The following is a 22,166-nucleotide window of genomic DNA, read 5'->3' on the forward strand; positions in this document are numbered from 1 at the left end:
AAGAAATGCCTCCATCGGACATCTTTCTCCTCCTTCAACAGCATTTTCTTTAAAGACACCCTTTTTGAATTAGGTTGTATAAATGGTTGAAGCTGTCGCAATAGTATGCCACTGGTTGGCTGTCGTTGCTGCGAAGTCCTTCTCTCCATAGAAATCATTAAATGGCAGGATGTCTACTTCTAGTTCGTCGATACGAGAGATTTCGCCTGCTAGATAGTTTTCAATGCGACTTTCTGCGCGCTTGATCCGTTGCAAGAGGCCTCCCATACGAATGTCTACTGTATCCAAGCCAAAGACCTTATTCTCTTTCAGCCATTGGTCGCTAAAGAGATTGTGGAAGGTTTCGATCTGGCTTCTGAGTTTTGGCAGTTCTTCTCGAGTAATTTGTTGCAAGCTCTCTTTATCGCCTGCATGATAGGCTTGACGAATGCGTCGTCCCACATCCACCTTGCTACTTAAAATAGCATTCAACTGGGCCTGGGTCTCAAAGAGATAAGTATAGATGCCTGCTCTTTCTTTAATGTCAGAAAGAGTCTCAGCTGCTTGGGCAAAGTGGGGTTTGTCCTGTTCAGGAGTCATGTGCTTGTCAAGGATTGGACAGAGGACATCCTGATAAAAGACATAACGATTGGGGTTGATCCCACTGAGATTGTCTGGTAGATCTGGCAAGAGGTTGGCCAAATCAAGCTGCATAAAGTCCTCAACGGATAGGCCTGTATTGGTCTTGAAATGAGCTGACAAACGGTCTAAATCATTGCGGTAGCTGAGTTCTGCCCAGATTTGCAAGCTTGGCAGAATAGAGAACTGAGCTGTTTCCCCACCATTGTCCCCCCAACCTGTCACGATGACTTCTTTGATCTGATTGGCACGGCAGGCTTTATTGGCTTCAACTGCAATGAGACGACTAAAATGGTTGTGTGGTGTAAAACCAATCCACTTCCAAGCACCACCAGCAAAGGCGATATCTTGGCTAATCTTGTGGTGGTTACTGAAGTTACGATTGTATTTTTCTTCGCTATCCTGATAATAATCCCAGTAAACCAAGGTCACACGGTCTTTGAGACGGTCAAGGTAAACACGCGTTTCTTCTGGAATTTCCACCTCACGGTCGTACTGGCCATCTGCTGACATGAGCTTGAAGAACATATCGCTCCACATCTGGCAGTGGAAACCGTACTTGTCCGCAATATCCAGCACGCGCTCCAAGTGTTGGCACATGAGGAGGCTACGATCAACCACACCGTTCAGGATAAGGTAGCGTCCCAAACCAACCAAGTGAGCTTCATCCATCCCGATGTTGACCTTGCGAGTTTGTAGTTTAGATAACGTCGCAAACATACCGTCAATCAGGTCGTAGACTTTTTCTTCACCGATGAGGAGAATGTCTTCTACATCGCGGAGTTGCTGCACTTCCTTGACACCCCATTTGACAAAGGCTGACAAGTGGGCCAAGGTCTGGATGCATGGGACAAAGGTCATGTCAAACTGCTGGGCGTATGCTTCAATTTCCTGTAACTCTTCAGCTGAATACGCTCCACGGAAATAACCAAAGTAAGGTTGCCCCTCAATCTGATAGGTGTCTTCCATATAGAGCTCAAAGGTTGAATAACCCATCAGAGCTAAGACTTCAATCATCTGTTTGGCAGATGCGACATTGAGCACGGCATTTCGCGAACAGTCCGCCATATAGGCTAAATCTTCATAAGCCGCCTGCTCTTCAATCTCTACCTTGTCCCCTTCTGCTAAAGCTGTTGCTAGCACAGACAAGGCACGATAGAGTTGATGAGGTTTTCGATAGGTCAATTGATAGTGGCCACCCTCACCCTTGATAGAGATGGAGCCCTGATCAGACTGAGCGACTGCCACCTCTACATCCGGTAGAGAGATGTGATTTTTTAATACTTCCATAGCTTGCGCTTGTTTGGAACTAAGTCCTGTAAAAATTACCATTGGTTTTCCTCCTGTAACCAGTTGACAAGGGCACCGTAGAGATTGGCATCTGCGTGATAGGTGCAGGCTTGAATAACTGGAGCGATTGTATATTCTTCATATCTTTCCACAAAGGCGTCCACTGCTTCTTGCACCCCTTTGATAAAATCTGGGTTCTGACTGATAGAGCCACCTAGGCTAATCACATCTGGGTCGATCAGGTACTGGATATTGAGCAGTCCTTGAGCAAGATTACGATTCATGCGCTCAATGGCTTCCTGACAAAGGGCATTTCCTGCCGCAGCCTCTTGGTACACCTTGCGTCCGTCCCAGTCAGACTGACCAGATTTTTCAATGACATAACGAACCATGTTTCCTGTAGAAGCGAGTTGCGACCAGTTGTTGAGTCTTTCTGCTGGTGCGATGGTGGTCATGTAGCCAAACTCACCGCCCAAACCATGGCGACCTCGGTGAAGTTTCCCATTGATAATCATGGCTCCACCGATCCCTGTACCAATCACAACACAGGCTGCATTCTCAATCTCAGGATGAGCTAGCAGTTCACTCAGTCCGACACAGTTGGCATCATTTTCTAGATGGACAGGAAGTCGGTGATGGGCAAGGGCCTCATACCATGAAAAACCATGGATATAAGGAATGGCACTGATCCCTTCAATCACCCCGGTTTCTTGGTTAACAGCCCCTGGCACACTCATAGCAATCCCACGGTAGTCACGTTCTGACAATCGCTGGTCCAACCAAGCTAACAACTCTTCTAGAGTTTCTGGAGTTGGGGTACTGGCCTTATCTAAAATCTTTCCATCAGGAGTGAGACTAGCAAACTTAATCCCAGTCCCTCCGATATCAATCGTTGCAATGGTCATTGCTTTTACCTGTAAAAAGGAGCGAGTCAGTAGTTGGTTCTTACTTTGTCGCTCCTCCTTTCTTTTTATGTTATCTTTTTGAGATTAGATTTCTTCTTTTTTGATCAATTCTGTACGAATTTCTTGTGGCGCCAATAGTCCTGAATGAACTGGATATGGGCGTTCTAGCAAGTCAAGAATGATTTGTTGTTTGTCAGACACACGAACATTTTCTTGGCTCATGTTGTAGTAACGAAGAACATAACCTTCTTCATTTTCAGCAACTTTAAAGGCTGTTGGGCAGACTTGTGGCAAGTTGAGGGCTGCATGGTTGAAGAGACTACCTGTTGCAGCGACGCTACCTTCTTGTTTTGCAACTTGAAGAGCTGTAAATGGCACCTGGAAGGCTTTGGCACGACGGAAGGCTGAGAAACGTTCGCCGGCTTGATGGCATTCTACTGCAAACTCAACTTCGATATCGCGCAAACACTGGGCTTCTGGTGTTGGGAAGTAGCCCCAGTCACCTAGCTCACCTGAAGCACGGAGAAGAGTTACAGCCATGGTGTCGTCTCCAAGGATTTCGTATTCGTGCAATCCTTTATTGGATACGGTCACTCCTTTTACATCATCATACAAACTGACAAAGGCTTGTTGGTGTTGTGGATTTTCAGGATTTTCCCAAGAAGCTGCTGGTTTATTTGGTCTTGTCACAACTTCATAGATGCTTTCAGAATCATTGCTTGGACGAGTGTTATGAGTTTTCACCAAGAGACGAACGCGGTGGTCTTTGGCTGTATTAGTAAAGCGAGTCTTAAAGCGAATCTGTGGATTGTCCACAAAGACGGTCATCTCAGTTTCAAGAGAAATAGTTGTCAACTCTTCTGAACGACCTGCGTCTCGTTTCATAAACTCAATAATGCCTCTTTGCTCCGCATCCAATTTTTCATCTGCGCTAACTGGAATAGTCAAGTCATGTTTGAGCAATACCTTAGCATAGCGAGCATTGTTTTCTAGGACATCGTATCCCTTCAATTGAGCATAGATTGGATCAGTTCCTTTTGGTTGGAAGTAAATGTACTCGTTACCAATATCTCCACGGTCCTCAAATTGGATGAAATCTTCGTAGGCTTCGTTTGTAGTCTTGTCATAGACTGTGATTCCTTCATCTACACTCACTGTTACGAATGGGGTATCAATGACTCCGTTTTGGTAAATACCATCACGGTAATCTACTTGACCCTCGACCAATTGGAAGCTTGCCCAAGAAAGCGGTGCAAGGTGGACTGGGATTGTCACGCGCACTTGGCGTGCAATATATGGTTGGCGGAATTTATCCTTAGGCAAGGTATAGCCAAAGCTTGCTCCCAAGTCTTCAACCTTGGCTTCAAGGATATGGCCATCCAAATCTTCAACATGGTAATCTGGCAAGGTCACGGCTGCCATCTTCTTGTAACCTTCAGTCGGATGCAATTCTTTAAAATCACAAGTCACAACATCCACTACAACACTAACTGTATCAACCTTGTCATGTAAAGCTGTGTTGACAACGGTAAAGAGGTGGTCGCTTTGCGCTTCCTGAGTTGCTATTTTATGTTTCCACTCGTTAAGAAGATTAGTCTTAACAAAATTCCCGACTTGATTAACCTTTGCAAAACGAGTTTCCATTTCACGGTGAACTTCGTCAATACTACAACCACAGATACTATCGTGCGGTGCATTTTGCAGAAGTACTTTCCAAGCATAGGTCAATTGATCTTTGTGGTTATGTCCACCAGTGATAATGGTTAATGGTTCCACGACCTGCTCTAACAAGTTGCTATTTTCTTGGAAGGCTTGTTTGAGATAAACACGTGAAGAAGAAGTATTGGCAAGAGTATACCAACCATCCGTTTCCTGACTGGTCAACTCACCTGTGACAGTTGATAATTGTTCAGGAAGGGCACTTTCCACTGCTTGGACATATTCGTCAAATGAGCTATGAATAAAGGTCACGTCAGGGAAGAGTTCATTTGCCACACGAATGGCTTCGCTCAGATTTCTCTGAACAGGCTGGTGGTCACAGCCGTTCATCATCAACCATTGGTTGGTCGATGCATAGTCACGAACGTCTGCTAATTTTTGCTTCCAGAAAGCCAAAGCCTCGTCTTTATCCACTGGAATTTCATTCCCGTTACTGTACCAATTAGCAAAAAGAATGCCGAGTACACGGCTACCATCAGCCCCTTGCCAGTACATCTCAGAAAATTGAGAGGTAAACTGTTCATCTTCAAGGACTTGGTTGTCAAATCCGATTGGCTTGACACCGCGACCAAAGGCTGCTACGTGAATACCTGATTTTTGAAGGATTTGAGGAGCCTGTCCCATATTTCCAAAGGTGTCTGGGAAGTAACCAATTTGAGTAGATTTGCCCCATTTAGCACATTCCGCTTGTCCAATCAAAGTATTGCGGACGTTAGCTTCACTGGAAATCAAGTAATCATCCTGCAAGATATAGAAAGGCCCAATCTTGAGCTTGCCCTCGTCGATATAACGCTGCACCTTGTCACGGTTTTCAGGGCGAATTTCTAAATAGTCATCGAGGACGATGGTTTGTCCATCCAAGTGGAAACTTTTGAATTCAGGGTCATTTTCAAAAAGATCAAAGAGATTGTCAAAGAGTTCCACCAATTGCATGCGGTGACTTTCAAAAGGTAAATACCACTCACGATCCCAGTGGCTGTGAGAGATGATATGAACAACAACATTTTCCATGAGTAAAACCTCATTCTAACTTAAATTTTTAATGTTTTAAATATAAACTTGTGATTCTAACAAGAATCAGTGAAGCTAAAGCGTGCTCCTTATACTCAATGAAAATCAAAGAGCAAACTAGGAAGCTAGCCGCAGGTTGCTCAAAGCACTGCTTTGAGGTTGTAGATAGAACTGACGAAGTCAGTAACATATATACGGCAAGGCGAAGCTGACGTGGTTTGAATTTGATTTTCGAAGAGTATTAGCGGATATCCAAGTAATCCAAGACTAATTCACAGAACATCATGTTGGCCCAAGAGAACCATTCACGCGAATATTTGGTTGGATCATCCACGTGGAAACTTTCGTGCATGACACCTGTTCCACCATCGCAGGCAACCAACTGATCCAGCAAGAATTTCTTCTCAGCTTTATCTGTCGTTGTCAATCCTTGGATGGATAAAGCAATCGGCCAGATATAGCGATAGAAGGTATGAGAACTTCCGAGTCCGCTTGCGTACTTCCCTTCATAGAAGTAAGGATTTTCAGAGCTCAAAATAGTCCGACGAGTAGCTTGGTAGACCTCATCGTCGATCGCGCAGTAGCCAAGATAAGGAGCAGCTAACAAACTTGGCACGTTCGGATCATCCATGATGCTAGCATTTCCTAAACCGTCTACTTCGAAGGCATAAATTTTTTCACCCTTGCTGTTAGTAGTGTAGGCGTAGTTTTCGATCCCTTCTTGAATCTCCGCTTGGAGGCGTTTGGCATCTGCAATGATACTCTCACTATCAGCTAGATTCAATGCTGCAAAGATTTCTTGGACATAACCCAAGACTACCACTGCAAACATATTGGATGGAATCAAGTAGCTATACTGACAGCAGTCATCGCTTGGACGGAAAGCTGACCAGGTCATTCCTGTCACAGCAAAATCTGGCCCAAAGCCGTCATTTACCAAGGTATCTTCCTTACGATCGGTATCACGGACGAAACGGTATGGTGAGTTATTGTGGTCTTGCTCCACTGTCCAGAGATGAAGGATTTCCTTGGTCGCTGTAACAAAAGTCTCATCAAATTGACTAGTTTCTCCTGTTTCTTTCCAGAGAAGATAAGCCAACTGCAAAGGGTAGCAAAGCGAGTCTACTTCATACTTACGTTCCCAAATCCAGCCATTCAAATCGGTGTGGTCTGTTTCGTGGTGACCTTTCCAGTTTTCCTCAATATTGAAAGAGTTAGCATAGGGATCCTTGAGAATCAAGATCATCTGGCGCTTGACCAAACCTGCAATGGTCTGACGCAAACGATGATCTCTTTTAGCCACATGGAGGTAGGGTCTCAGTTGAGCAGTTGAGTCACGAAGCCACATAGCTGGGATATCTCCTGTCAGTACAAAAGTTGAGCCGTCTTCTAAGATCTCAACTGTATTGTCCAAGGTGTCTGTATAGCAACGCTCAAAGACATCCACCCATTCCGGGTACTCCTTGGCACGTTCTGCTACTTGGTCCAGCCATTCTCTGACGATTTCTTTTGAATAGGTCATTTATTTTCCTCACACGTATCGATTCTTTCCTATTCAGTATAAAAGATTTCAAAGGGGAAATACATACGCAAATTATAGCCCTTTTTCTACAAACTTTTCTAGTTTTAAAAATTGCTTTCAGATTCTAGTAGCTTCTGCTAAAATAAAGAAAGAAAGAAAAGGGCTTAGAAGCTCTACTTTAATACAGGAGGTCCTTTATGAAGACCGATTTGACTTGCATTGATACCCGCTTAGGAACAGACAATCACCCAGCTTATTCCAACGGCAACACCCTCCCTTACACAGGAGTTCCTTTTGGGATGAATTATTTTCTCCCACAGACGACACATGAACAGGGTGCTTGGTTTTTCAACCCCAACCTTCCAATCTTTCAAGGCATTCGCTTGACCCATCAGCCGAGCCCTTGGATTGGGGATTTTTCTTGGTGTCTCCTCACCCCACTAACAGACATACCAACTCAAGAAGACCTCTATTTTAGACAGAGCAGTTACCGGATCCAAGAAGCTATCTTTCAGCCCCATTATTTAGCCCTCACCTCAGAGCGCTATCAAATCCACACAGAGGTGACGCCCAGCCTCTATGGAGCCTTCCTTCGCTTTAGGGGGCCATCTGAACTAGCACTTGCCTTGCACTGTCCCAATGGACTAACTGAGCTAGAATTCGGAGAAACAAATCTTCACTTCCACATCCTAGATCAAAATCATACAGACCAACATGACTTTCCGTTCTATCTTCATTTCGAATTTGACCAAGCTATCACTCGAACTCACTGGCTAGGGCAGGATTTGATCCTAGAGTTTGACAGCCCCATACTAGAAGCTCGATTAGGCACTTCCTTTATTAGCCCTGACTTGGCCAAATCTCACCTCCCTAAAGCTAGCTTTGAAGATATGAAAGAAAAAGCCGGTCGCAAGTGGCAAGAGCTAATGGACCGATTTGAAATTTTAGATACGGGCGGAGAGGATCGAACCTTTTTCGATCACTGTCTCTACCGTAGTCTGCTCTTTCCTCAGACTTGTTATGAAGTGACCCCTGAGGGGAAAGCAGTCCATCGCGACTTCGCTCACAACCGCATTCAAGAAGGAAAATACTTCACTGGTTTGGGCTTCTGGGACCTCTTTCGGACCACCTTTCCTCTTTATAGCCTGGTCTATCCTGAGCTCTATCAGGAATTTCTCGAAGGCTTCCTTAGCCATTACCGGGATACGGGCTTCCTCCCTAAATGGCTAGCGCCAGACGAAAGAGGCATGATGCCTGGGACACTCATTGACGGGGTCATTGCAGATGCTATTCAGAAAAGCCTAGCCCCCGACCTCCACACGGAACTTTTTGAAGCCATGCTGGATACAGCTAGGAAGGAAGATCCAAATGGTCATTACGGTCGACGAGGAGCTAAAGAGTACAAAGAATTAGGTTATCTATCCACCGACTATCACGAAAGCGTGAGTCATACCATCGACTTCTCCTATAGCGACTTTTGTATTGCCCAAACTGCTCAGATACTTGGCAAGGAAAATCTTGCCAAAGAATATGCCCAATCTAGCCTTTCCTACCGAACCCTCTTTGATCCAGAAACAGGTTATATCCGAGCCAAAGATAAGAAGGGTCATTTCAGACCAGACTTCTCTCCGATCAGTTGGGGACGCGACTATGCAGAGTGCTCTGCCATTCAGGCAACCTTAGGCGCCCTTCACGACATCGAGGGACTCAAGCAACTCTTTGGAGGAGAAGAAGGCTTTACCCACTACTTAACCCGACTGGCAACCCAAGCACCACATTATGAAGTGACGGGCTATGGCTACGAAATTCACGAAATGAGTGAGATGGCCCAATCTCCTTTTGGGCAAATTGCCATTTCGAACCAACCGAGTTTCCACATCCCCTATCTCTTTCGCTATAGCCAACATCCAGAATACACTAGCTTACTACTTCAAGCCCTTCGCAAGGAAGCCTTCCAACCGACCTTCCAGGCCTATCCAGGAGATGAGGATAATGGCAGTCTATCTTCTTGGTATATCTGGTCGGTTTTGGGACTCTATCCGACTTGTCCAGGCAAACCAGTCTATGACCTAGGGATTCCTCTCTTCAAACACCTGCGCCTTTACCTCCCTCAAGAGAAAAAATGGCTGCATATCCATAGCACAGCCCACACAGCCCAGGCACACTTTCTTCAAGATGTTTTTCTTGATGGAAAAAGGATCGACAGAGTGAGCCACCAAGAGCTCTTGAAAGCGGAGAAGCTAGACTTCCACCTTTCTTGGCTCCCTAAAATCTAAAAAAGAATGAAGAGTAGGACACTCTTCATTCTTTTTCATTACACCTATACTAGTTAATCCCCGACCTTATAAAGGAAAGAACCTTGTTCCGTAAAACTGTACATCCCAGTTCCGGTCCAGAGACGATCCTTGCTGGCATCAGAATCATCATGGAAGATGACTTCTCCATTTTCATCCGTTTGGTCATCAATCGTAAGCCCGGCAGGAATAAATTCCATCAGAAATCCACCTGTGATTCCTCCGTAGACTCCTCCTGAAACAGTCCCATAGTCTGTCAAGGAAAGACCATAAGACTCATATTCGTTAGAGACCAAACCATTTTGATCAAAGACGAGTTTATTCCCCTTATCATCTTGCCAGACACCAGCTACGCTACTATAATCCCCTTGAGCGATTGCTTCAATATCCATCTTTGTTTTCTCTTTCTTATCACTCGAACTCTCAGCTTTCTTTGTTTCACTAGTAGCTGAGCTATCCTTCGATTGACGAACTGTACTTTCTTTACTTTCAGATCCTGTCTCCTGCTTTTTATCACCACAGGCTCCAAGGAAAAACAGTAGAGCAGAAAGCAACAATAGCAAACGATACTTTTTCATCATGGATCTCCCCACATTCAATCTATTCTATAAGCCTAATTTTATCCTTTTTCTAGCAATTTGACAAGTTTCTGTTACTATCAATAAAGGAACCAACTGGTTCCTTCTTGAATGCAGACAAACTATTGTTTTACATAAAACAGCTAGATGATTTTCAAAAAATGATTATATTTTTTAGTAATTTAAGAAGATGAAAAACTTTCCGCTGTGAGAAAAGTGCCTGAAACAGAGTTGTTTCAGGCACTCGGGAGTTTTGGAACCTTAGATCCAAAACTAAGTCATGGAACTTCTTCGAAGTTCGCTGACGTCCGTACTCACCTAAGGAAAGTTTCTAAAATTACTTTGTCTTCAATCTGAAAGGAACCAACTGGTTCCTTCTCTATTTGATTAGTGGGCCAACATTTCCTGCGCAATTTCGAATCCGGATAAGTCACTTGGGTAGTAAGTAGGCCAATTTTCCAATTCCTTATAAAGTGCCTCTTGGCTTTCCCCACCGAAGAAAATATGGAAGTGAGCTGCCTTATTAGGAGCAATTTGGTGGTCACTGAATTGAACATACTTGAATTCACCCGCATTTGGATCAGTTGCTTCAAAGAGATAACGCACTCCACGATTCCCTTTTGTGTAGGTTAGTGTATGCTTCCCAGCATAGCGGTATTCGAACTTCTTCTCTTCCCCATTCTTATAGAAGGTCATGGTTTTGTCTGTAATGACAATCCGTTCGACATCCGTTTTATAGCCTGTGGTGTAGTAAGCTTTATACTCTTCAGCTGTTTTGGACTTGGTTAGTTTAGCTTTGTAATCAAAAACTTGATCCAAGCTGCCATCTTTTAGATAAGGATACACAGATTGCCAGTCTCCCGCATAGTCTGAGAGGCTTCGGTCCTTAATAGCACTGTCTTCAAAGTAGCCATTGGCTACTGTTTTGGTATCTTCTTCCTCTTCTGGAGCGATTTCCTTACCTGCCTGAGTCGTTGTTAACTCCAAAGACTTGAGGTTGGCTCCCATGATAGAGATGTAGTCTTCACCATCTTTTATCTGCTCATCTGTCAAGCTCTCTAGTGGATTCAAAACAGCTAAATCCACACCGGTTTCAGCAGACAAAGTTTTCGATAAGGATTTAGAAGCATTTTCTTCAAAGTAGATGACCTTGATGTCGTTCTTCTTGATGTACTCTGTCAATTCACTCAAACGAGTCGCAGACGGCTCACTATCCGGTGACAAACCTGAAATAGAGACTTGATTCAAGCCGTAGTCCAAGGCCAAATAACGGAAAGCCGCGTGCTGCGTTACAAAGTTTTTCTGTTTCGCTGCAGATAGGCTCTTCGTATAGCTGTCATCCAATTTTTTCAACTTAGCAATATAAGCGTCAGCATTAGCTGTAAAGCTATCTTTTTTATCTGGGTACTGTTTCACCAGTTGATCACGAATCGTCTCCACCATTTTAATGGCTCTCTGTGGAGACAGCCAAACATGGGGATCATAGTCATGATGGTGTTCTTCTCCTCCTTCATGCTCATGCTCTTCTTCACCACCTGGTAAAAGAAGCATATTCTCCGTCGCTTTGACAACCTTGGTTTTCTTGCCATCCATTGATTGCAACAACTGAGGCACCCAAGTTTCCATGTTCTCGTTCTCATAGACAAAGACATCTGACTCTTGAATTTTTGCGCGACCTTTGGCAGACAATTCAAAATCATGGGGTTCCGAACCAGACCCAATCAAGAGCTCCACATCTCCCTCGTCTCCGATGACTTGCTTAGTAAATTCATAGACAGGATAGAAAGTAGTCATGACTTTCAATTTCCCTGACTGATTTTGACCGCCACTACAAGCGACTAAAAGAAGACTAAAGAAGGCTAACACGAGCCATGCAAGTTTTTTCATAAGATCACCTATTTTCTAAATTTAACAAAAAGATTTGAGAGCAAAAAGAAGGATACAAATAAGAGAGTGATGGTCGCACTAACCGGTGTATCCGGGTAATAAGAAAGAATGAGACCACTGACCATCCCCACAAAACCAATGACCACTGCCAGAAGCATAACCGAACGGAAGGTCTTTCCTAGCTTTAAAGCAATACTAGCTGGTAAGACCATAATAGTAGATACCAACAAGGAACCTGCAGCCGGAATCATCAAGGCGATAGCCACCCCTGTCACAATATTAAATAGGATAGACATGAGACGTACAGGTAAACCATCTACATAAGCTGTATCCTCATCAAACGTAAGGATATACATAGGACGAATAAAGAAAACCGTCAAACATAAAACAATCGCTGCAATGACAAACAAAGCTAGCACTTGCTCATCGGTAATGGTCAAGGTAGAACCAAATAGGTACTGGTCCAAACTCATGGAACTTTTACCGCCGCTCTTCATGATCACTAAGGCTAAGGCCAAGCCGGTCGACATGAGAATCGCCGTTCCTATTTCCATAAAATCTTTATAGACTGTTCGTAAATACTCTAGAAATACAGCCGCTATGATTACCACAATGACTGTTGAAATAGTTGGAGAGAAACCAAGGAAGAGGCCAAAAGCGACCCCCGATAGAGAAACGTGGCTCAGTGTATCACTCATCAAGCTCTGACGACGCAAAATCAAAAATACACCTAAGATAGGGGAGAAGAGACTCATGGCAACCATCGCCAACAAAGCCCGCTGCATAAAGTCATATTGAAATAAACTAAGCATGCTCCTCACCTCCATCTTTCTCATGGACATTAAAGCAACGCCATGGAGAATTTTGTTTTCTCACCAGATGGATATTGCGATCCGCGTAATGGCTCACCTCTTCAGGATCATGCGTAATCATCAAAACAGCCTTCCCATGGTGGTGGGCACTGTGATGCATCAATTCGTAAAACTCATCCTTACTACCAGCATCCATACCAGTAGTCGGTTCATCCAACACAAAAATATCTGGATCAGACGCAAACATTCGTGCAATGACAGCCCGTTGCTTCTGACCACCGGATAGAGCCCCTAACGGTTTATCACGATGCTCTAACATCCCAACAGAAGATAAACTAGTTAAAATGTGCTCCTCATCATGATGATTTAACCGACGAAACCAGCCCTTACGAGGATAACGTCCCGATTTCACAAACTCATAAACAGAACTTGGAAAGCCAGCATTGAAACTCGCAATTTGTTGCGGAAGATAAGCGATTCGTAATTTTTTACCAGCTACATTTTCCTTAGCGATTTCAACAGTTCCTACTTTTGGTTTTAAAATTCCAAGACTTGCCTTAATCAAAGTAGATTTAGCAGCACCATTCTCACCCGTCAGAGTCACAAACTCCCCACTATCCAAGTAATAATTCACACCTTCTAGAACAGGCTCTCTATCATAATAAAATGAAAGATCTTTAACAGTAATATAACGCATTAACGAAGATCCTCCAATAAGCGCGATAAAAATTTAGAAATAACCATTTGTTCTTCTTGAGAAAATTCACTCAAAACTTGATTATACACAGCCAAAGTATGATCATGATGATGAGAATGTTCTTCAGCAACCGGACGCCCTAAATCTGTTAACCGATACAAAACAATACGAGCATCTTTCTCGTCCTTCAAAGCTTCTAACATGCCAAAAGAAAGTAATTGCTTAACTGCTTTGGTCACAGCGGCTTGACTAACATTTAGCAATTTAGCAAGCTCTGAATTCGAGTAATTCTCCTTTGATAACAACATCAAAATATGCTCTTGCGTATTGGTTAAAGAAAAACCACTCGTACAGGAACCAATCAAAACTTCATGCTGATTCTCAGAAATAAGTAAAATAGAATTTAAAAACTCATCAATCTGATTAGCGACTTTCATACGTATTTCCTTTCTATTAACCGGTAAATACTTTACCGGTTAATTATAACACAGTGAAGGAAAATAGTCAAAGTATTTTCAGAAAACAATGAGAATAAATTTAAGGAATTTATTAGTAACACAGCACCAAAAATTCAACGAATAAAAGAAAAAGACAAGGTCCGAAAACCTTGTCTTTAATACTATACCGGCGGCCGGGGTCGAACCGGCACGTCCTTGCGGACACTGGATTTTGAGTTCTATGAATACATTTTTTAAATCTTATAACCTTGATTTAATAGGGTTTTTAGGACTTTTGAATCTTGAAAAATAGACTCATTTTCCAAATTTTGGTAACTTTTTAGTAACTCATCTTTCTCTCTTAAATAACTACTTCAATAAACAGTGAGACAATCATTTTATTTCTTAGACGTTAAATAACACAACTTCTAATCTTAAGAAAATACTCTCTTTCTACATTTTTTATTATACTTTTGTTAGTATAATTGATAAAATCTTAATTAACAAAAATTATGGTTTATCTAATATTCCAAATATCTTACAATACAGGGAATAGGATTAGATAACCGAAGCAATGTTGAAACGAATGGAGGGGGTTAATATTAAGAATTTAATAAGTGATAAAATGTCTAATAGACAAATCATCAAAGACTTTATTAGTAGTTTTATTAGTTCTTTAAGTGGAAAAGCTTTTAATTTCGCTTTAGGATTAATGTTACTGGACCAAACAAAATCGGCAATGAGTTTTGGAATCAATATGATCATCTATCCTTTAGTTAGTTTGATTTTCTTGGTTCCAATCGGTAATTTAGTAGACCGATACCGTCATAAAAAGATCTTAATTTATAATTTTATCTTTAGGCTTATAATCTTTCTTCTGTTTTATGCTTTTTATTTTTTAACGAATTCATCTACTATCTTATACCTCGTAATCCCGTTTGTCATACTACACTCTATTACAGTTAACATCAATGATACTTGTTATTCAGCCTCTATCCACGAGTTAGTAAATGATACAAAAATTCAACGATTAAGCTCTGTTACACAAACTGCCATTGCTATCGCAACCATGCTTTCCCCAGCTATTGGAGTCATTCTTTATAATTGGTTAGGCTTCTCAGGCTTTATTCTCATAGAAATCATTGCAAACCTCCTTTCTTTAGGTGTCTTACTTACCATGAAATTCTTCTATGAACACGAAGAGCAAGAAGTCAAGATTAAACAGAATGAAAAGCATCAACACGGGGTCAGAGAAATTATCCAATTCTTAAAAGAAAATCAGATTGTCAAATATATTATTCTTGTTAGTGTTGTACTGAATTTTTTCTATACTTCCATTAGCATTGGAGTACCATTTGTAGTCAAAGAGCAACTCTTATTAGATAATGCAACAGTAGGTATCCTAGAAACTATGTCTGCGGTTGGAATGTTATTAGCCAGTGTGTCAATGTCGCTATTGCCAGACAAAAAAGAAAATAACACACTTCTCTCTAATAAAATTCGCATTCCACTTTTTCTTCTAACCATAGCTATCGTTGGTTTGGGTATTACATTTGCAACTACTAACACCCAAGTGATTATTTCTTCCGTTGGCGGTTTATTTATGGGAATTATAGCATTTACTCTTGTTATTCTAAATATTGTCGTCATGACCTATCTTCAAAGTAGTATTGAAACAAATTATTTAGGAAGAGTAATGAGTACTTTGTTCACACTAAATACGTCTATCATGCCGATAGGTACCATTGTATTTACTTATCTATTTCAAAAGGACATAAACGGAGGCCTGATATTCATATTTGGAGGTGTTTCTCTCCTGATCTATACCATGATAATGTTACCTCGAATATATAGAATACTCCAAAAAGAACACACTTATTCACATTGAAACAAAAGCAATACTAAAACGAAAAAGACAAGGATAAAACACCTTGTCTTTTTTTAAATACTAACAACTTAGACTAACAATGGGTCTTTTTTCATAATTTAGCATCTTTTTAGTAACCTGTTCAAGATACGGATGTATAGCCCAGATAAAGACAATTCAAATTAGATTACGTCTATCTATTCACTTACCTTTTATTTGCTTTAATTCCTTTATCTCTTTTAGAATACTAAAAATATAGAAACTAAATAGAACTACACCTAAAAAAGATAAAACAAAGAAACCAAACGTAAGTTTTCCTCCCTATAATGAAAATCCTTTATTAGCTAGATAACATTAAAATCTGTCTAGCTATACATCATTAGCAAAAGAATTCCTGTTGCATTTCCGAGAATATGAGAAAGTGTAGAAACCAAACAATTCCCAGACTTTTTATAAATCATTGCATAGATGATACTATCAACAAAAATCATGAAAATATCGTAGCTTACAAGCCCAACGCTTCCACTAGAAATATGGGCTATCGCGAACAATAAAGAAGATAGAATGGCACAAAGCCAAAATGGTATAATTCTCATTGACTTACCAAGAAAGAAACCTCTCCATGCAATTTCTTCCCCCAAGGCTGCGATTACTATTTGAACCATAAGGAGCGGTATTTTATCGAAGGATAACATACCATCCGTTCTTCCCAAAACATGACTAGCAAAAGCGCCCTTAAATATCATATCGCCGATAAGCAAAGTTGCTGCAGCGGTTCCTACAGGAAGCAAGACCAAAAGAATTACCCCTTGTTTTTTCAGATCATCGAAAAATGATTCAAAGCGCAAACCTGATTCTATATGTGATTTTTTATCAAAATGTTCAAGAACAAAGAAAAAGAGAATACCAATCAGGACAGTGAGACCTGACAAAGAAAGTTCAGGTATTATCTTTGTCAAAGACAATACTGCCATTAGAAACAAACCAATGATCGTAGTATATACAGACTTTTTATCTATTTTAGCAAAATCAGGCATAAATATTTCTCCTCAACGTTAGTAGGGCGACATGGTTATTCATTTGTCCTGAATTGTCAAACTAGGTGCACAATTCAAGACTTAAAAAACTTTCATCAAAAGATTTCTAGGATTTCACGAGCAAAGTTACACACTCAACAATTCGCTGTTGTCGTTGGTAAACGAGTTCTATGAATACACTTTTTAAATCTTATATCCTTGATTTAATAGGGTTTTAGGACTTTTGAATCTTGCAAAATAGACTCATTTTCCAAATTTTTAGTAACTTTTTAGTAACTCTCCATACCTTATCGTCCTATGAGCATCATCAGAGAATAGACGATATCTCCCATTCAGCTATATTATTCAAGACAAAAGATAATGAGCAATTAGCCGATACTCTAAAAGCTGATAAGTAGCATCTAACAATCTATTCAGAAATAGCACTACTGGAAAAAAATCTAGTATACATTTGAAAATTTCAAGTTGTTAATCCCTTAATCAACTTTCAATTTTCTCCATTTTCTATTTGTAATATCATGTTTTTTCTCACCTATTATATTCAATATATGAAATTCTGTCAATGTTTTAGACAAATTTTGAAGACTAGCGTCCTTCTAATTTTCCCAATAAGTTTTAACTTCTTCAAAAATCTTATTCAAAAGTTCTGCATCTTTTTCTGACAACTGATTTTTTTCTATAACTCTATCTTTTAGTTCTGTTGCCTTTATTTTATTTCTTGCCACCGAAACTGCTATTGAATGTTTCAAAATATCAAACTCATCCTTTGAAAAGTTTGCAATATTGGTAAGATCTAATTGTTCTAGAGGTAAACTACTGATAATTGAATAAGGTTTTTGTCCCAGCAAATAATCTGTAGTAGTACCAAAGATATTTGCTAATTTCACAACGAATTCTAATCCTGGTTCTAACGTTCCATTCTCCCACCGAGAATATGTCCCTTGTTGAACTCCAATTAATTCCGATATTTGTACTTGAGTTAACTTTTTTGATTTTCTGAGAGTTTTTAATCTCTCTGAAAATTTATAATCCTCTGTATACATAATTCTCCTATAGATATTCTTATTCGTATATTTTAGCTTGACAAAATATTCTAAACGGTATAAAATAGAATTATTCCATAAGGAATATTTATTTTAAGATTAAATATTCCATTGAGAATATTATAGCATAAAAGGAGGTAAAAGCGTATGTAACTAGTAGTTCGATTTAAAAAATTTTAATAAAGGAGGTAAGATTCGACAAAATAAAAAAATCTTGAAACAAATGTGCCGTTCGTTCCAAGATCAAAACATATTATGTAACAATTATACCACAGAAAACTCTTCAGTTGCACAAGAAAATTTCGGAGGTTTCACAAAAAGATGACCAATAAAGAGTTAGTCAATCAAATTTCTGGCCTAAACTCTACCTCTACTCTTAAAAATTGGATTCAACTGATTAAAGAGATAAGTGGCAAGGAATTTAAAAAAATTAAAATTCCTATCAGTAGAAATCCAAGAACTCGTCAATTAAGTTATACAGTTGCCTATGACTTTACAGACGAAGACCTTAGACAATTTCAAAAGTTAGCTAAACTAAAACTAGAAATAGGTCTAAAAGAGGCTATACAAGCCGTATTTGGGAGTCTAGCAGACAATGAGCAAGAATCCCTAAACCAAGTAATAGATGAGCTCTACGATGAACTGAGCGCCTTAAAACAGGAATTTAAGCGAGAAATACGACTGATAAAAATTGAGAATACCAACCTAAAAAAGAGAATCCGAGATATTGAAGAGTCGATGCAAACCGGCTTACTAGGGTTTGTTAACAAGAGGTCAAAAAATAGGTTCGGCTAATAGCGAGTTTTCGGCTGAGCCATGAGGCAGAAAGGCGAAAATGAGCGTAAATGCGGACGGACCATTTTTGACCGATAGGGTGTGTAGTAACACCACCCTCTGCAAGTTAGGTGTACCATCGAAAGAATTCAGTATTTCCAAGGGTTTCGGAGATTTTAAGGGTGGTAAAATTAGACAAAAAGTTGAATCAAAATCTATGGCAAAAAATGAACATTTACGTTCTGTATTTGACTGGATTCAAATTCAGTTTGATAAAACTGAATTTTCGCCAAGAGAAATAATCGAAGACATTCTATTTCTTGACTATGACCTATTTATTGAGAATAAAGGGAGCCTTAAATACTATAACTATGATAGCCAGCTTCATTATGGGAATATCCGTATCTACTATGGAGCGAAAGAGTCGTCCTACATGCTTGTCATGTCAGGACAGGCACTTGAGTTCTATAGAGATATGGTATTAGATCCAAATAGTCTGTCCGAAAGACAGTTTCTGAACAACCTCTACTACAATTACAATCAATTTTCAGTAAGACGAATTGATATTGCAATAGATGATTTTAATGAAACACCCTATTTCACTCCTAATCAGCTTCTAAAGGTTTGTCAGAAAAAACGCTTTATATATGGAAAAAGCACCTACTACAATACCTACGGAGATGAAACAATCGGCCAGACCTTATATTTGAGAAAACCCAATGATGATGAAAGACTTAGAATTTACGATAAACGCTTAGAACGAGCTGAGAAACTCGGTATCAGCAAGCGGTATATAGAAAATTGGATAAGAACTGAGTTAGAACTTAGGAAAGAAAAAGCTCACTACTTCATTCAAGAATGGTTGGATTCGGAAATAGATCTTCTCAACTTTACCAAGGGATATCTCAAAGAAAAAGTGAGGTTCTATAGTGATAGTCACTTCTCAAAACCTTTGAGATCTTGGGAAAAGTTTTTAGGTCACTCAAAACCTGTCTCTATCATTATTTCAAAACCAAAAACAGAACTAGAACAAAAATTAGAATGGTTTACCTATAAAGGTTCAGGGGCTATTCTAAAAGCGTATAAATTTCTATACGACAATAATTTACTGCATGAGTATGAGAAATCTAACTATCTCGCACTCAACAATATGGAATATCCACCAGATTTAGCAAGTGGATTAATAGAAAGGGCAATTCTCTTTAAAAGAGAGGATTTAATCCCTACAATCAAAGAAAATATCAAAAGGAGAAATTAACTATGGCAAAAATGCTTTCACAAAATGACTGGAATTTTAATAGCATTGGAACAAAATTTGAATTGGATGAAGTTATTCCAAAATTTGAAACGGAAGTCCGAGCAGATGCAAACGGAGAAATTATCAAAAACCGAGATGGTAGCGAAAGACGTTTTAATACCGATAAAATCATTGGTTGGAAATACAATGTAACGATCAAGGATGGACAATTCAAAAAGAAATCAACCCAAGTCTCAGTAGACAATCCAGAAGCTTTAGTTGATAATGACTATATCCAAGCAATGGATGAAGTACCAGTAACATTTGACAATTTACAAGCTACTATGATTAGTTCGACAATGTATTACAAAGCAGATGCTATCCATTTAGTAGATGTAAAACAAAAATAAGTATCAGACAAGGGGAGTTAATCCTCCCCTTACTTAACCTAATTAGAAAAGGAGATCACATGATTAAAACTGTAACAAAAGATGACCTTATCGAACTTGGATTTGCTCCAGGAACTGCAAGAAAGATTATCCATACTGGCAAATTACTATTAGTGAATCGTGGTTTTAATATCTACGATAACAAACGGATTGGTACTATTCCAGCCAGTGTCGCAGAAGAACTATTAGGAATTGAACTCCAGAAAGAAGCATAATGAATGACTATTCGTAAAACTAAAAGTGGTAAATGGACCGTTGATGTTTCTAATGGTTTCCACCCAGTCACACAAAAAAGAATACGTATCATTCGAAAAGGATTAAAATCTAAAAAGGAAGCACTAGAACTAGAACAACATATTCGAGTTGTAGAATTAAAAGAAAAACAATTTGACTTTGTAGTAACAACAGATATGTTATTCCAGTTGCTTGAAGAAGACGATTTGAAAAATGGCAGAAAAATAAGCTATACAAGTACACAAAGAAACAATTATGAGCGTCATATTAAGCCTTATTTTAAAAATACAAATTTAAATAAATTAACGTATGACCATATATTCGAATTTCGTGAATACCTAAAAACAAAACCTAAAAAACAAAATGAAAAAGAAACCTTAAGTTATAATACAATTAATAAAGTTCTAATTCTACTTAAAAAAATTTTTGATACTGGTATAAGAAAATCCCTTATTGATAAAAATCCTGTTGAGAATCTGAGAAAATTACCAATTAGAAAGCCTAATATCAAATTTTGGAGCATAGAAGAATTCACGAGATTTAGAGAACTTATTCGAGATGATGAAATAAGCTATGACCTGTTTTTCGTGATTGCTTTCTTTACTGGGATGAGAATGGGAGAAATACTCGCATTGAACTGGAATGATATAAATCTTTTAACAAATACAATTTTCGTTACCAAAACGGTATACTTTGTAAATAATACAAGCTACATTAATACAACAAAAACACGATCAGGAACTAGAAATATTACAATCAATCAGAAATTAGCAGAAATGCTAAAAGATTGGAAAGAAAAACAAAAAGAAAAACTTAAGGAATTTACCAAAAATACTGACGAACTACAAATAATACAGAGTACACCAATAACTATTACAAAAAATATGATTGATAAGAAGTTTAAGCAAATACTAGAAAGGGATAAAGATTTAAAGAGAATAAGAATTCATGATTTAAGACACTCTCATGCATCATTACTTATAAATCAAGGGGAAGATTATCTTGTTGTTAAAGAAAGATTAGGACACGCATCTATTACGACAACAATTGATACTTATTCCCATTTGTACCCTAGCAAACAGAAAACATTAGCTAATAAACTTGATGATTTATTTTAAAATGGAAAAAATTGGTAACTCGACATACAACAAAGAAAAAAAGACAAGGTCCGAAAACCTTGTCTTTAATACTATACCGGCGGCCGGGGTCGAACCGGCACGTCCTTGCGGACACTGGATTTTGAGTCCAGCGCGTCTGCCAATTCCGCCACGCCGGCAAAGTATAACTGGGGTAGCTGGATTCGAACCAACGCATGAGGGAGTCAAAGTCCCTTGCCTTACCGCTTGGCTATACCCCAATAATATAAAATAGGCGAGTGATGGGGATCGAACCCACGCATGCCAGAGCCACAATCTGGTGTGTTAACCACTTCACCACACCCGCCATATTCTTATACACGGGCAGTAGGAATTGAACCCACACTGAAGGTTTTGGAGACCTTAGTTCTACCTTTAAACTATGCCCGTAAAGGATGGAAGGGGAGGGATTCGAACCCCCGAACCCGAAGGAGCGGATTTACAGTCCGCCGCGTTTAGCCTCTTCGCTACCCTTCCGAATAATATTAAATTATGGCGCGAGACGGAATCGAACCGCCGACACATGGAGCTTCAATCCATTGCTCTACCAACTGAGCTACCGAGCCAAATATTGCGGGAGCAGGATTTGAACCTACGACCTTCGGGTTATGAGCCCGAC

Annotated in this window: 18 protein-coding genes and 6 tRNA genes; 7 read left to right on the top strand and 17 right to left on the bottom strand. The window is 39.8% G+C overall.

All coding sequences use genetic code 11. The features are described 5' to 3' along the window. Window positions 1-69: 69 nt before the first annotated feature. The 4 genes from QM873_RS08940 to QM873_RS08955 form a co-directional block, all read right to left on the bottom strand. Entirely contained in the window at window positions 70-1,950 is a 1,881-nt protein-coding gene (locus QM873_RS08940; protein WP_414279176.1) for a beta-N-acetylhexosaminidase, read from the bottom strand. Then, the gene (locus QM873_RS08945; RefSeq protein WP_414279177.1) at window positions 1,944-2,813 is read right to left on the bottom strand and encodes an ROK family protein; all 870 of its coding nucleotides are present in this window, start codon (window positions 2,811-2,813) and stop codon (window positions 1,944-1,946) included. The genes QM873_RS08940 and QM873_RS08945 overlap by 7 nt, the downstream gene beginning before the upstream one ends. An 84-nt stretch (window positions 2,814-2,897) precedes the next feature. Further along, window positions 2,898-5,543 (bottom strand): alpha-mannosidase, encoded by a 2,646-nt coding sequence (locus tag QM873_RS08950; RefSeq protein ID WP_414279178.1) that lies wholly within the window; start codon window positions 5,541-5,543, stop codon window positions 2,898-2,900. 241 nt (window positions 5,544-5,784) lie between these two features. After that, window positions 5,785-7,065: a glycoside hydrolase family 125 protein gene (locus tag QM873_RS08955; protein WP_048717488.1), complete on the bottom strand. Its 1,281-nt coding sequence runs from the start codon at window positions 7,063-7,065 to the stop codon at window positions 5,785-5,787. A gap of 197 nt (window positions 7,066-7,262) precedes the next feature. Between QM873_RS08955 and QM873_RS08960 the strand changes: the two genes are divergently transcribed. Continuing rightward, window positions 7,263-9,341 (top strand): GH92 family glycosyl hydrolase, encoded by a 2,079-nt coding sequence (locus QM873_RS08960; RefSeq protein WP_414279179.1) that lies wholly within the window; start codon window positions 7,263-7,265, stop codon window positions 9,339-9,341. Window positions 9,342-9,394: 53 nt separating this feature from the next. Here QM873_RS08960 and QM873_RS08965 read toward each other — a convergent pair whose 3' ends face one another. The 5 genes from QM873_RS08965 to QM873_RS08985 form a co-directional block, all read right to left on the bottom strand. Continuing rightward, window positions 9,395-9,940 carry a DUF6287 domain-containing protein gene (locus tag QM873_RS08965; protein ID WP_048717491.1) on the bottom strand — a complete coding sequence of 182 codons (546 nt, stop codon included), beginning with the start codon at window positions 9,938-9,940 and terminating at the stop codon, window positions 9,395-9,397. A 384-nt stretch (window positions 9,941-10,324) separates the two neighbouring features. Then, window positions 10,325-11,824: a zinc ABC transporter substrate-binding protein AdcA gene (locus tag QM873_RS08970; RefSeq protein WP_414279180.1), complete on the bottom strand. Its 1,500-nt coding sequence runs from the start codon at window positions 11,822-11,824 to the stop codon at window positions 10,325-10,327. Window positions 11,825-11,832: 8 nt separating this feature from the next. Beyond that, window positions 11,833-12,636, bottom strand: coding sequence for a metal ABC transporter permease (locus QM873_RS08975; protein WP_414279181.1), 804 nt, complete (start codon window positions 12,634-12,636; stop codon window positions 11,833-11,835). Further along, the gene (locus tag QM873_RS08980) at window positions 12,629-13,333 is read right to left on the bottom strand and encodes a metal ABC transporter ATP-binding protein (protein ID WP_023022054.1); all 705 of its coding nucleotides are present in this window, start codon (window positions 13,331-13,333) and stop codon (window positions 12,629-12,631) included. The genes QM873_RS08975 and QM873_RS08980 overlap by 8 nt, the downstream gene beginning before the upstream one ends. Continuing rightward, window positions 13,333-13,770 (bottom strand): zinc-dependent MarR family transcriptional regulator, encoded by a 438-nt coding sequence (locus QM873_RS08985; protein ID WP_023022053.1) that lies wholly within the window; start codon window positions 13,768-13,770, stop codon window positions 13,333-13,335. Before QM873_RS08985 ends, QM873_RS08980 begins: the two co-directional genes overlap by 1 nt. Window positions 13,771-14,395: 625 nt before the next feature. Here QM873_RS08985 and QM873_RS08990 point away from each other — a divergent pair. Next, window positions 14,396-15,658, top strand: coding sequence for an MFS transporter (locus QM873_RS08990; protein ID WP_414279182.1), 1,263 nt, complete (start codon window positions 14,396-14,398; stop codon window positions 15,656-15,658). Between the two features lie 344 nt (window positions 15,659-16,002). On the opposite strand, the gene QM873_RS08995 is transcribed toward QM873_RS08990, so the two are convergent. Then, window positions 16,003-16,674: a CPBP family intramembrane glutamic endopeptidase gene (locus QM873_RS08995; RefSeq protein ID WP_414279183.1), complete on the bottom strand. Its 672-nt coding sequence runs from the start codon at window positions 16,672-16,674 to the stop codon at window positions 16,003-16,005. Window positions 16,675-17,270: 596 nt separating this feature from the next. After that, a complete protein-coding gene (locus QM873_RS09000) occupies window positions 17,271-17,717 on the bottom strand; it encodes a helix-turn-helix transcriptional regulator (protein ID WP_000287814.1) in 447 nt (148 codons plus the stop codon). A 321-nt stretch (window positions 17,718-18,038) separates the two neighbouring features. Between QM873_RS09000 and QM873_RS09005 the strand changes: the two genes are divergently transcribed. The 5 genes from QM873_RS09005 to QM873_RS09025 are packed head-to-tail and all read left to right on the top strand — an operon-like array spanning window position 18,039 to window position 21,529. Continuing rightward, window positions 18,039-18,512, top strand: a complete 474-nt coding sequence (locus tag QM873_RS09005) for a hypothetical protein (RefSeq protein ID WP_414279184.1) — start codon at window positions 18,039-18,041, stop codon at window positions 18,510-18,512. A 40-nt stretch (window positions 18,513-18,552) separates the two neighbouring features. Next, the gene (locus QM873_RS09010; protein WP_414279185.1) at window positions 18,553-19,749 is read left to right on the top strand and encodes a replication initiation factor domain-containing protein; all 1,197 of its coding nucleotides are present in this window, start codon (window positions 18,553-18,555) and stop codon (window positions 19,747-19,749) included. Window positions 19,750-19,751: 2 nt separating this feature from the next. Next, on the top strand, window positions 19,752-20,138 hold the full coding sequence (locus QM873_RS09015; RefSeq protein ID WP_254726643.1) for a hypothetical protein: 387 nt from the start codon (window positions 19,752-19,754) through the stop codon (window positions 20,136-20,138). A gap of 59 nt (window positions 20,139-20,197) precedes the next feature. Next, window positions 20,198-20,392 (top strand): DUF3173 domain-containing protein, encoded by a 195-nt coding sequence (locus tag QM873_RS09020; RefSeq protein WP_000598356.1) that lies wholly within the window; start codon window positions 20,198-20,200, stop codon window positions 20,390-20,392. A 3-nt stretch (window positions 20,393-20,395) separates the two neighbouring features. Further along, entirely contained in the window at window positions 20,396-21,529 is a 1,134-nt protein-coding gene (locus QM873_RS09025; protein WP_236128225.1) for a tyrosine-type recombinase/integrase, read from the top strand. 74 nt (window positions 21,530-21,603) lie between these two features. On the opposite strand, the gene QM873_RS09030 is transcribed toward QM873_RS09025, so the two are convergent. The 6 genes from QM873_RS09030 to QM873_RS09055 all read right to left on the bottom strand — a co-directional run bounded on the left by QM873_RS09030 (window position 21,604) and on the right by QM873_RS09055 (window position 22,113). Continuing rightward, a tRNA-Leu gene (locus QM873_RS09030) sits at window positions 21,604-21,687 on the bottom strand. A 9-nt stretch (window positions 21,688-21,696) separates the two neighbouring features. Beyond that, window positions 21,697-21,768, bottom strand: a tRNA-Gln gene (locus QM873_RS09035). Between the two features lie 13 nt (window positions 21,769-21,781). Next, window positions 21,782-21,854: transfer RNA gene (locus tag QM873_RS09040), tRNA-His, on the bottom strand. Window positions 21,855-21,866: 12 nt separating this feature from the next. Further along, window positions 21,867-21,937, bottom strand: a tRNA-Trp gene (locus QM873_RS09045). A 6-nt stretch (window positions 21,938-21,943) separates the two neighbouring features. Further along, a tRNA-Tyr gene (locus QM873_RS09050) sits at window positions 21,944-22,024 on the bottom strand. A 16-nt stretch (window positions 22,025-22,040) separates the two neighbouring features. Further along, window positions 22,041-22,113, bottom strand: a tRNA-Phe gene (locus tag QM873_RS09055). Between the last annotated feature and the right edge of the window lie 53 nt (window positions 22,114-22,166).

This window comes from Streptococcus australis (assembly GCF_047463015.1).
Classification (GTDB): Bacteria; Bacillota; Bacilli; order Lactobacillales; family Streptococcaceae; genus Streptococcus; species Streptococcus australis_F.

Excerpts from the sequence above, each read along its gene's own strand:
- QM873_RS08960 (WP_414279179.1), top strand. The coding sequence starts at position 7,263 with ATGAAGACCGATTTGACTTGCATTGATACCCGCTTAGGAACAGACAAT.
- QM873_RS08990 (WP_414279182.1), top strand. The coding sequence starts at position 14,396 with ATGTCTAATAGACAAATCATCAAAGACTTTATTAGTAGTTTTATTAGT.
- QM873_RS09005 (WP_414279184.1), top strand. The coding sequence starts at position 18,039 with ATGACCAATAAAGAGTTAGTCAATCAAATTTCTGGCCTAAACTCTACC.
- QM873_RS08975 (WP_414279181.1), bottom strand. The coding sequence starts at position 12,636 with ATGCTTAGTTTATTTCAATATGACTTTATGCAGCGGGCTTTGTTGGCG.
- QM873_RS08950 (WP_414279178.1), bottom strand. The coding sequence starts at position 5,543 with ATGGAAAATGTTGTTGTTCATATCATCTCTCACAGCCACTGGGATCGT.
- QM873_RS08995 (WP_414279183.1), bottom strand. The coding sequence starts at position 16,674 with ATGCCTGATTTTGCTAAAATAGATAAAAAGTCTGTATATACTACGATC.
- QM873_RS08965 (WP_048717491.1), bottom strand. The coding sequence starts at position 9,940 with ATGATGAAAAAGTATCGTTTGCTATTGTTGCTTTCTGCTCTACTGTTT.
- QM873_RS08985 (WP_023022053.1), bottom strand. The coding sequence starts at position 13,770 with ATGAAAGTCGCTAATCAGATTGATGAGTTTTTAAATTCTATTTTACTT.
- QM873_RS09010 (WP_414279185.1), top strand. The coding sequence starts at position 18,553 with ATGAGCGTAAATGCGGACGGACCATTTTTGACCGATAGGGTGTGTAGT.
- QM873_RS09000 (WP_000287814.1), bottom strand. The coding sequence starts at position 17,717 with ATGTATACAGAGGATTATAAATTTTCAGAGAGATTAAAAACTCTCAGA.
- QM873_RS08980 (WP_023022054.1), bottom strand. The coding sequence starts at position 13,333 with ATGCGTTATATTACTGTTAAAGATCTTTCATTTTATTATGATAGAGAG.
- QM873_RS08955 (WP_048717488.1), bottom strand. The coding sequence starts at position 7,065 with ATGACCTATTCAAAAGAAATCGTCAGAGAATGGCTGGACCAAGTAGCA.
- QM873_RS08940 (WP_414279176.1), bottom strand. The coding sequence starts at position 1,950 with ATGGTAATTTTTACAGGACTTAGTTCCAAACAAGCGCAAGCTATGGAA.
- QM873_RS08970 (WP_414279180.1), bottom strand. The coding sequence starts at position 11,824 with ATGAAAAAACTTGCATGGCTCGTGTTAGCCTTCTTTAGTCTTCTTTTA.
- QM873_RS08945 (WP_414279177.1), bottom strand. The coding sequence starts at position 2,813 with ATGACCATTGCAACGATTGATATCGGAGGGACTGGGATTAAGTTTGCT.
- QM873_RS09025 (WP_236128225.1), top strand. The coding sequence starts at position 20,396 with ATGACTATTCGTAAAACTAAAAGTGGTAAATGGACCGTTGATGTTTCT.
- QM873_RS09020 (WP_000598356.1), top strand. The coding sequence starts at position 20,198 with ATGATTAAAACTGTAACAAAAGATGACCTTATCGAACTTGGATTTGCT.
- QM873_RS09015 (WP_254726643.1), top strand. The coding sequence starts at position 19,752 with ATGGCAAAAATGCTTTCACAAAATGACTGGAATTTTAATAGCATTGGA.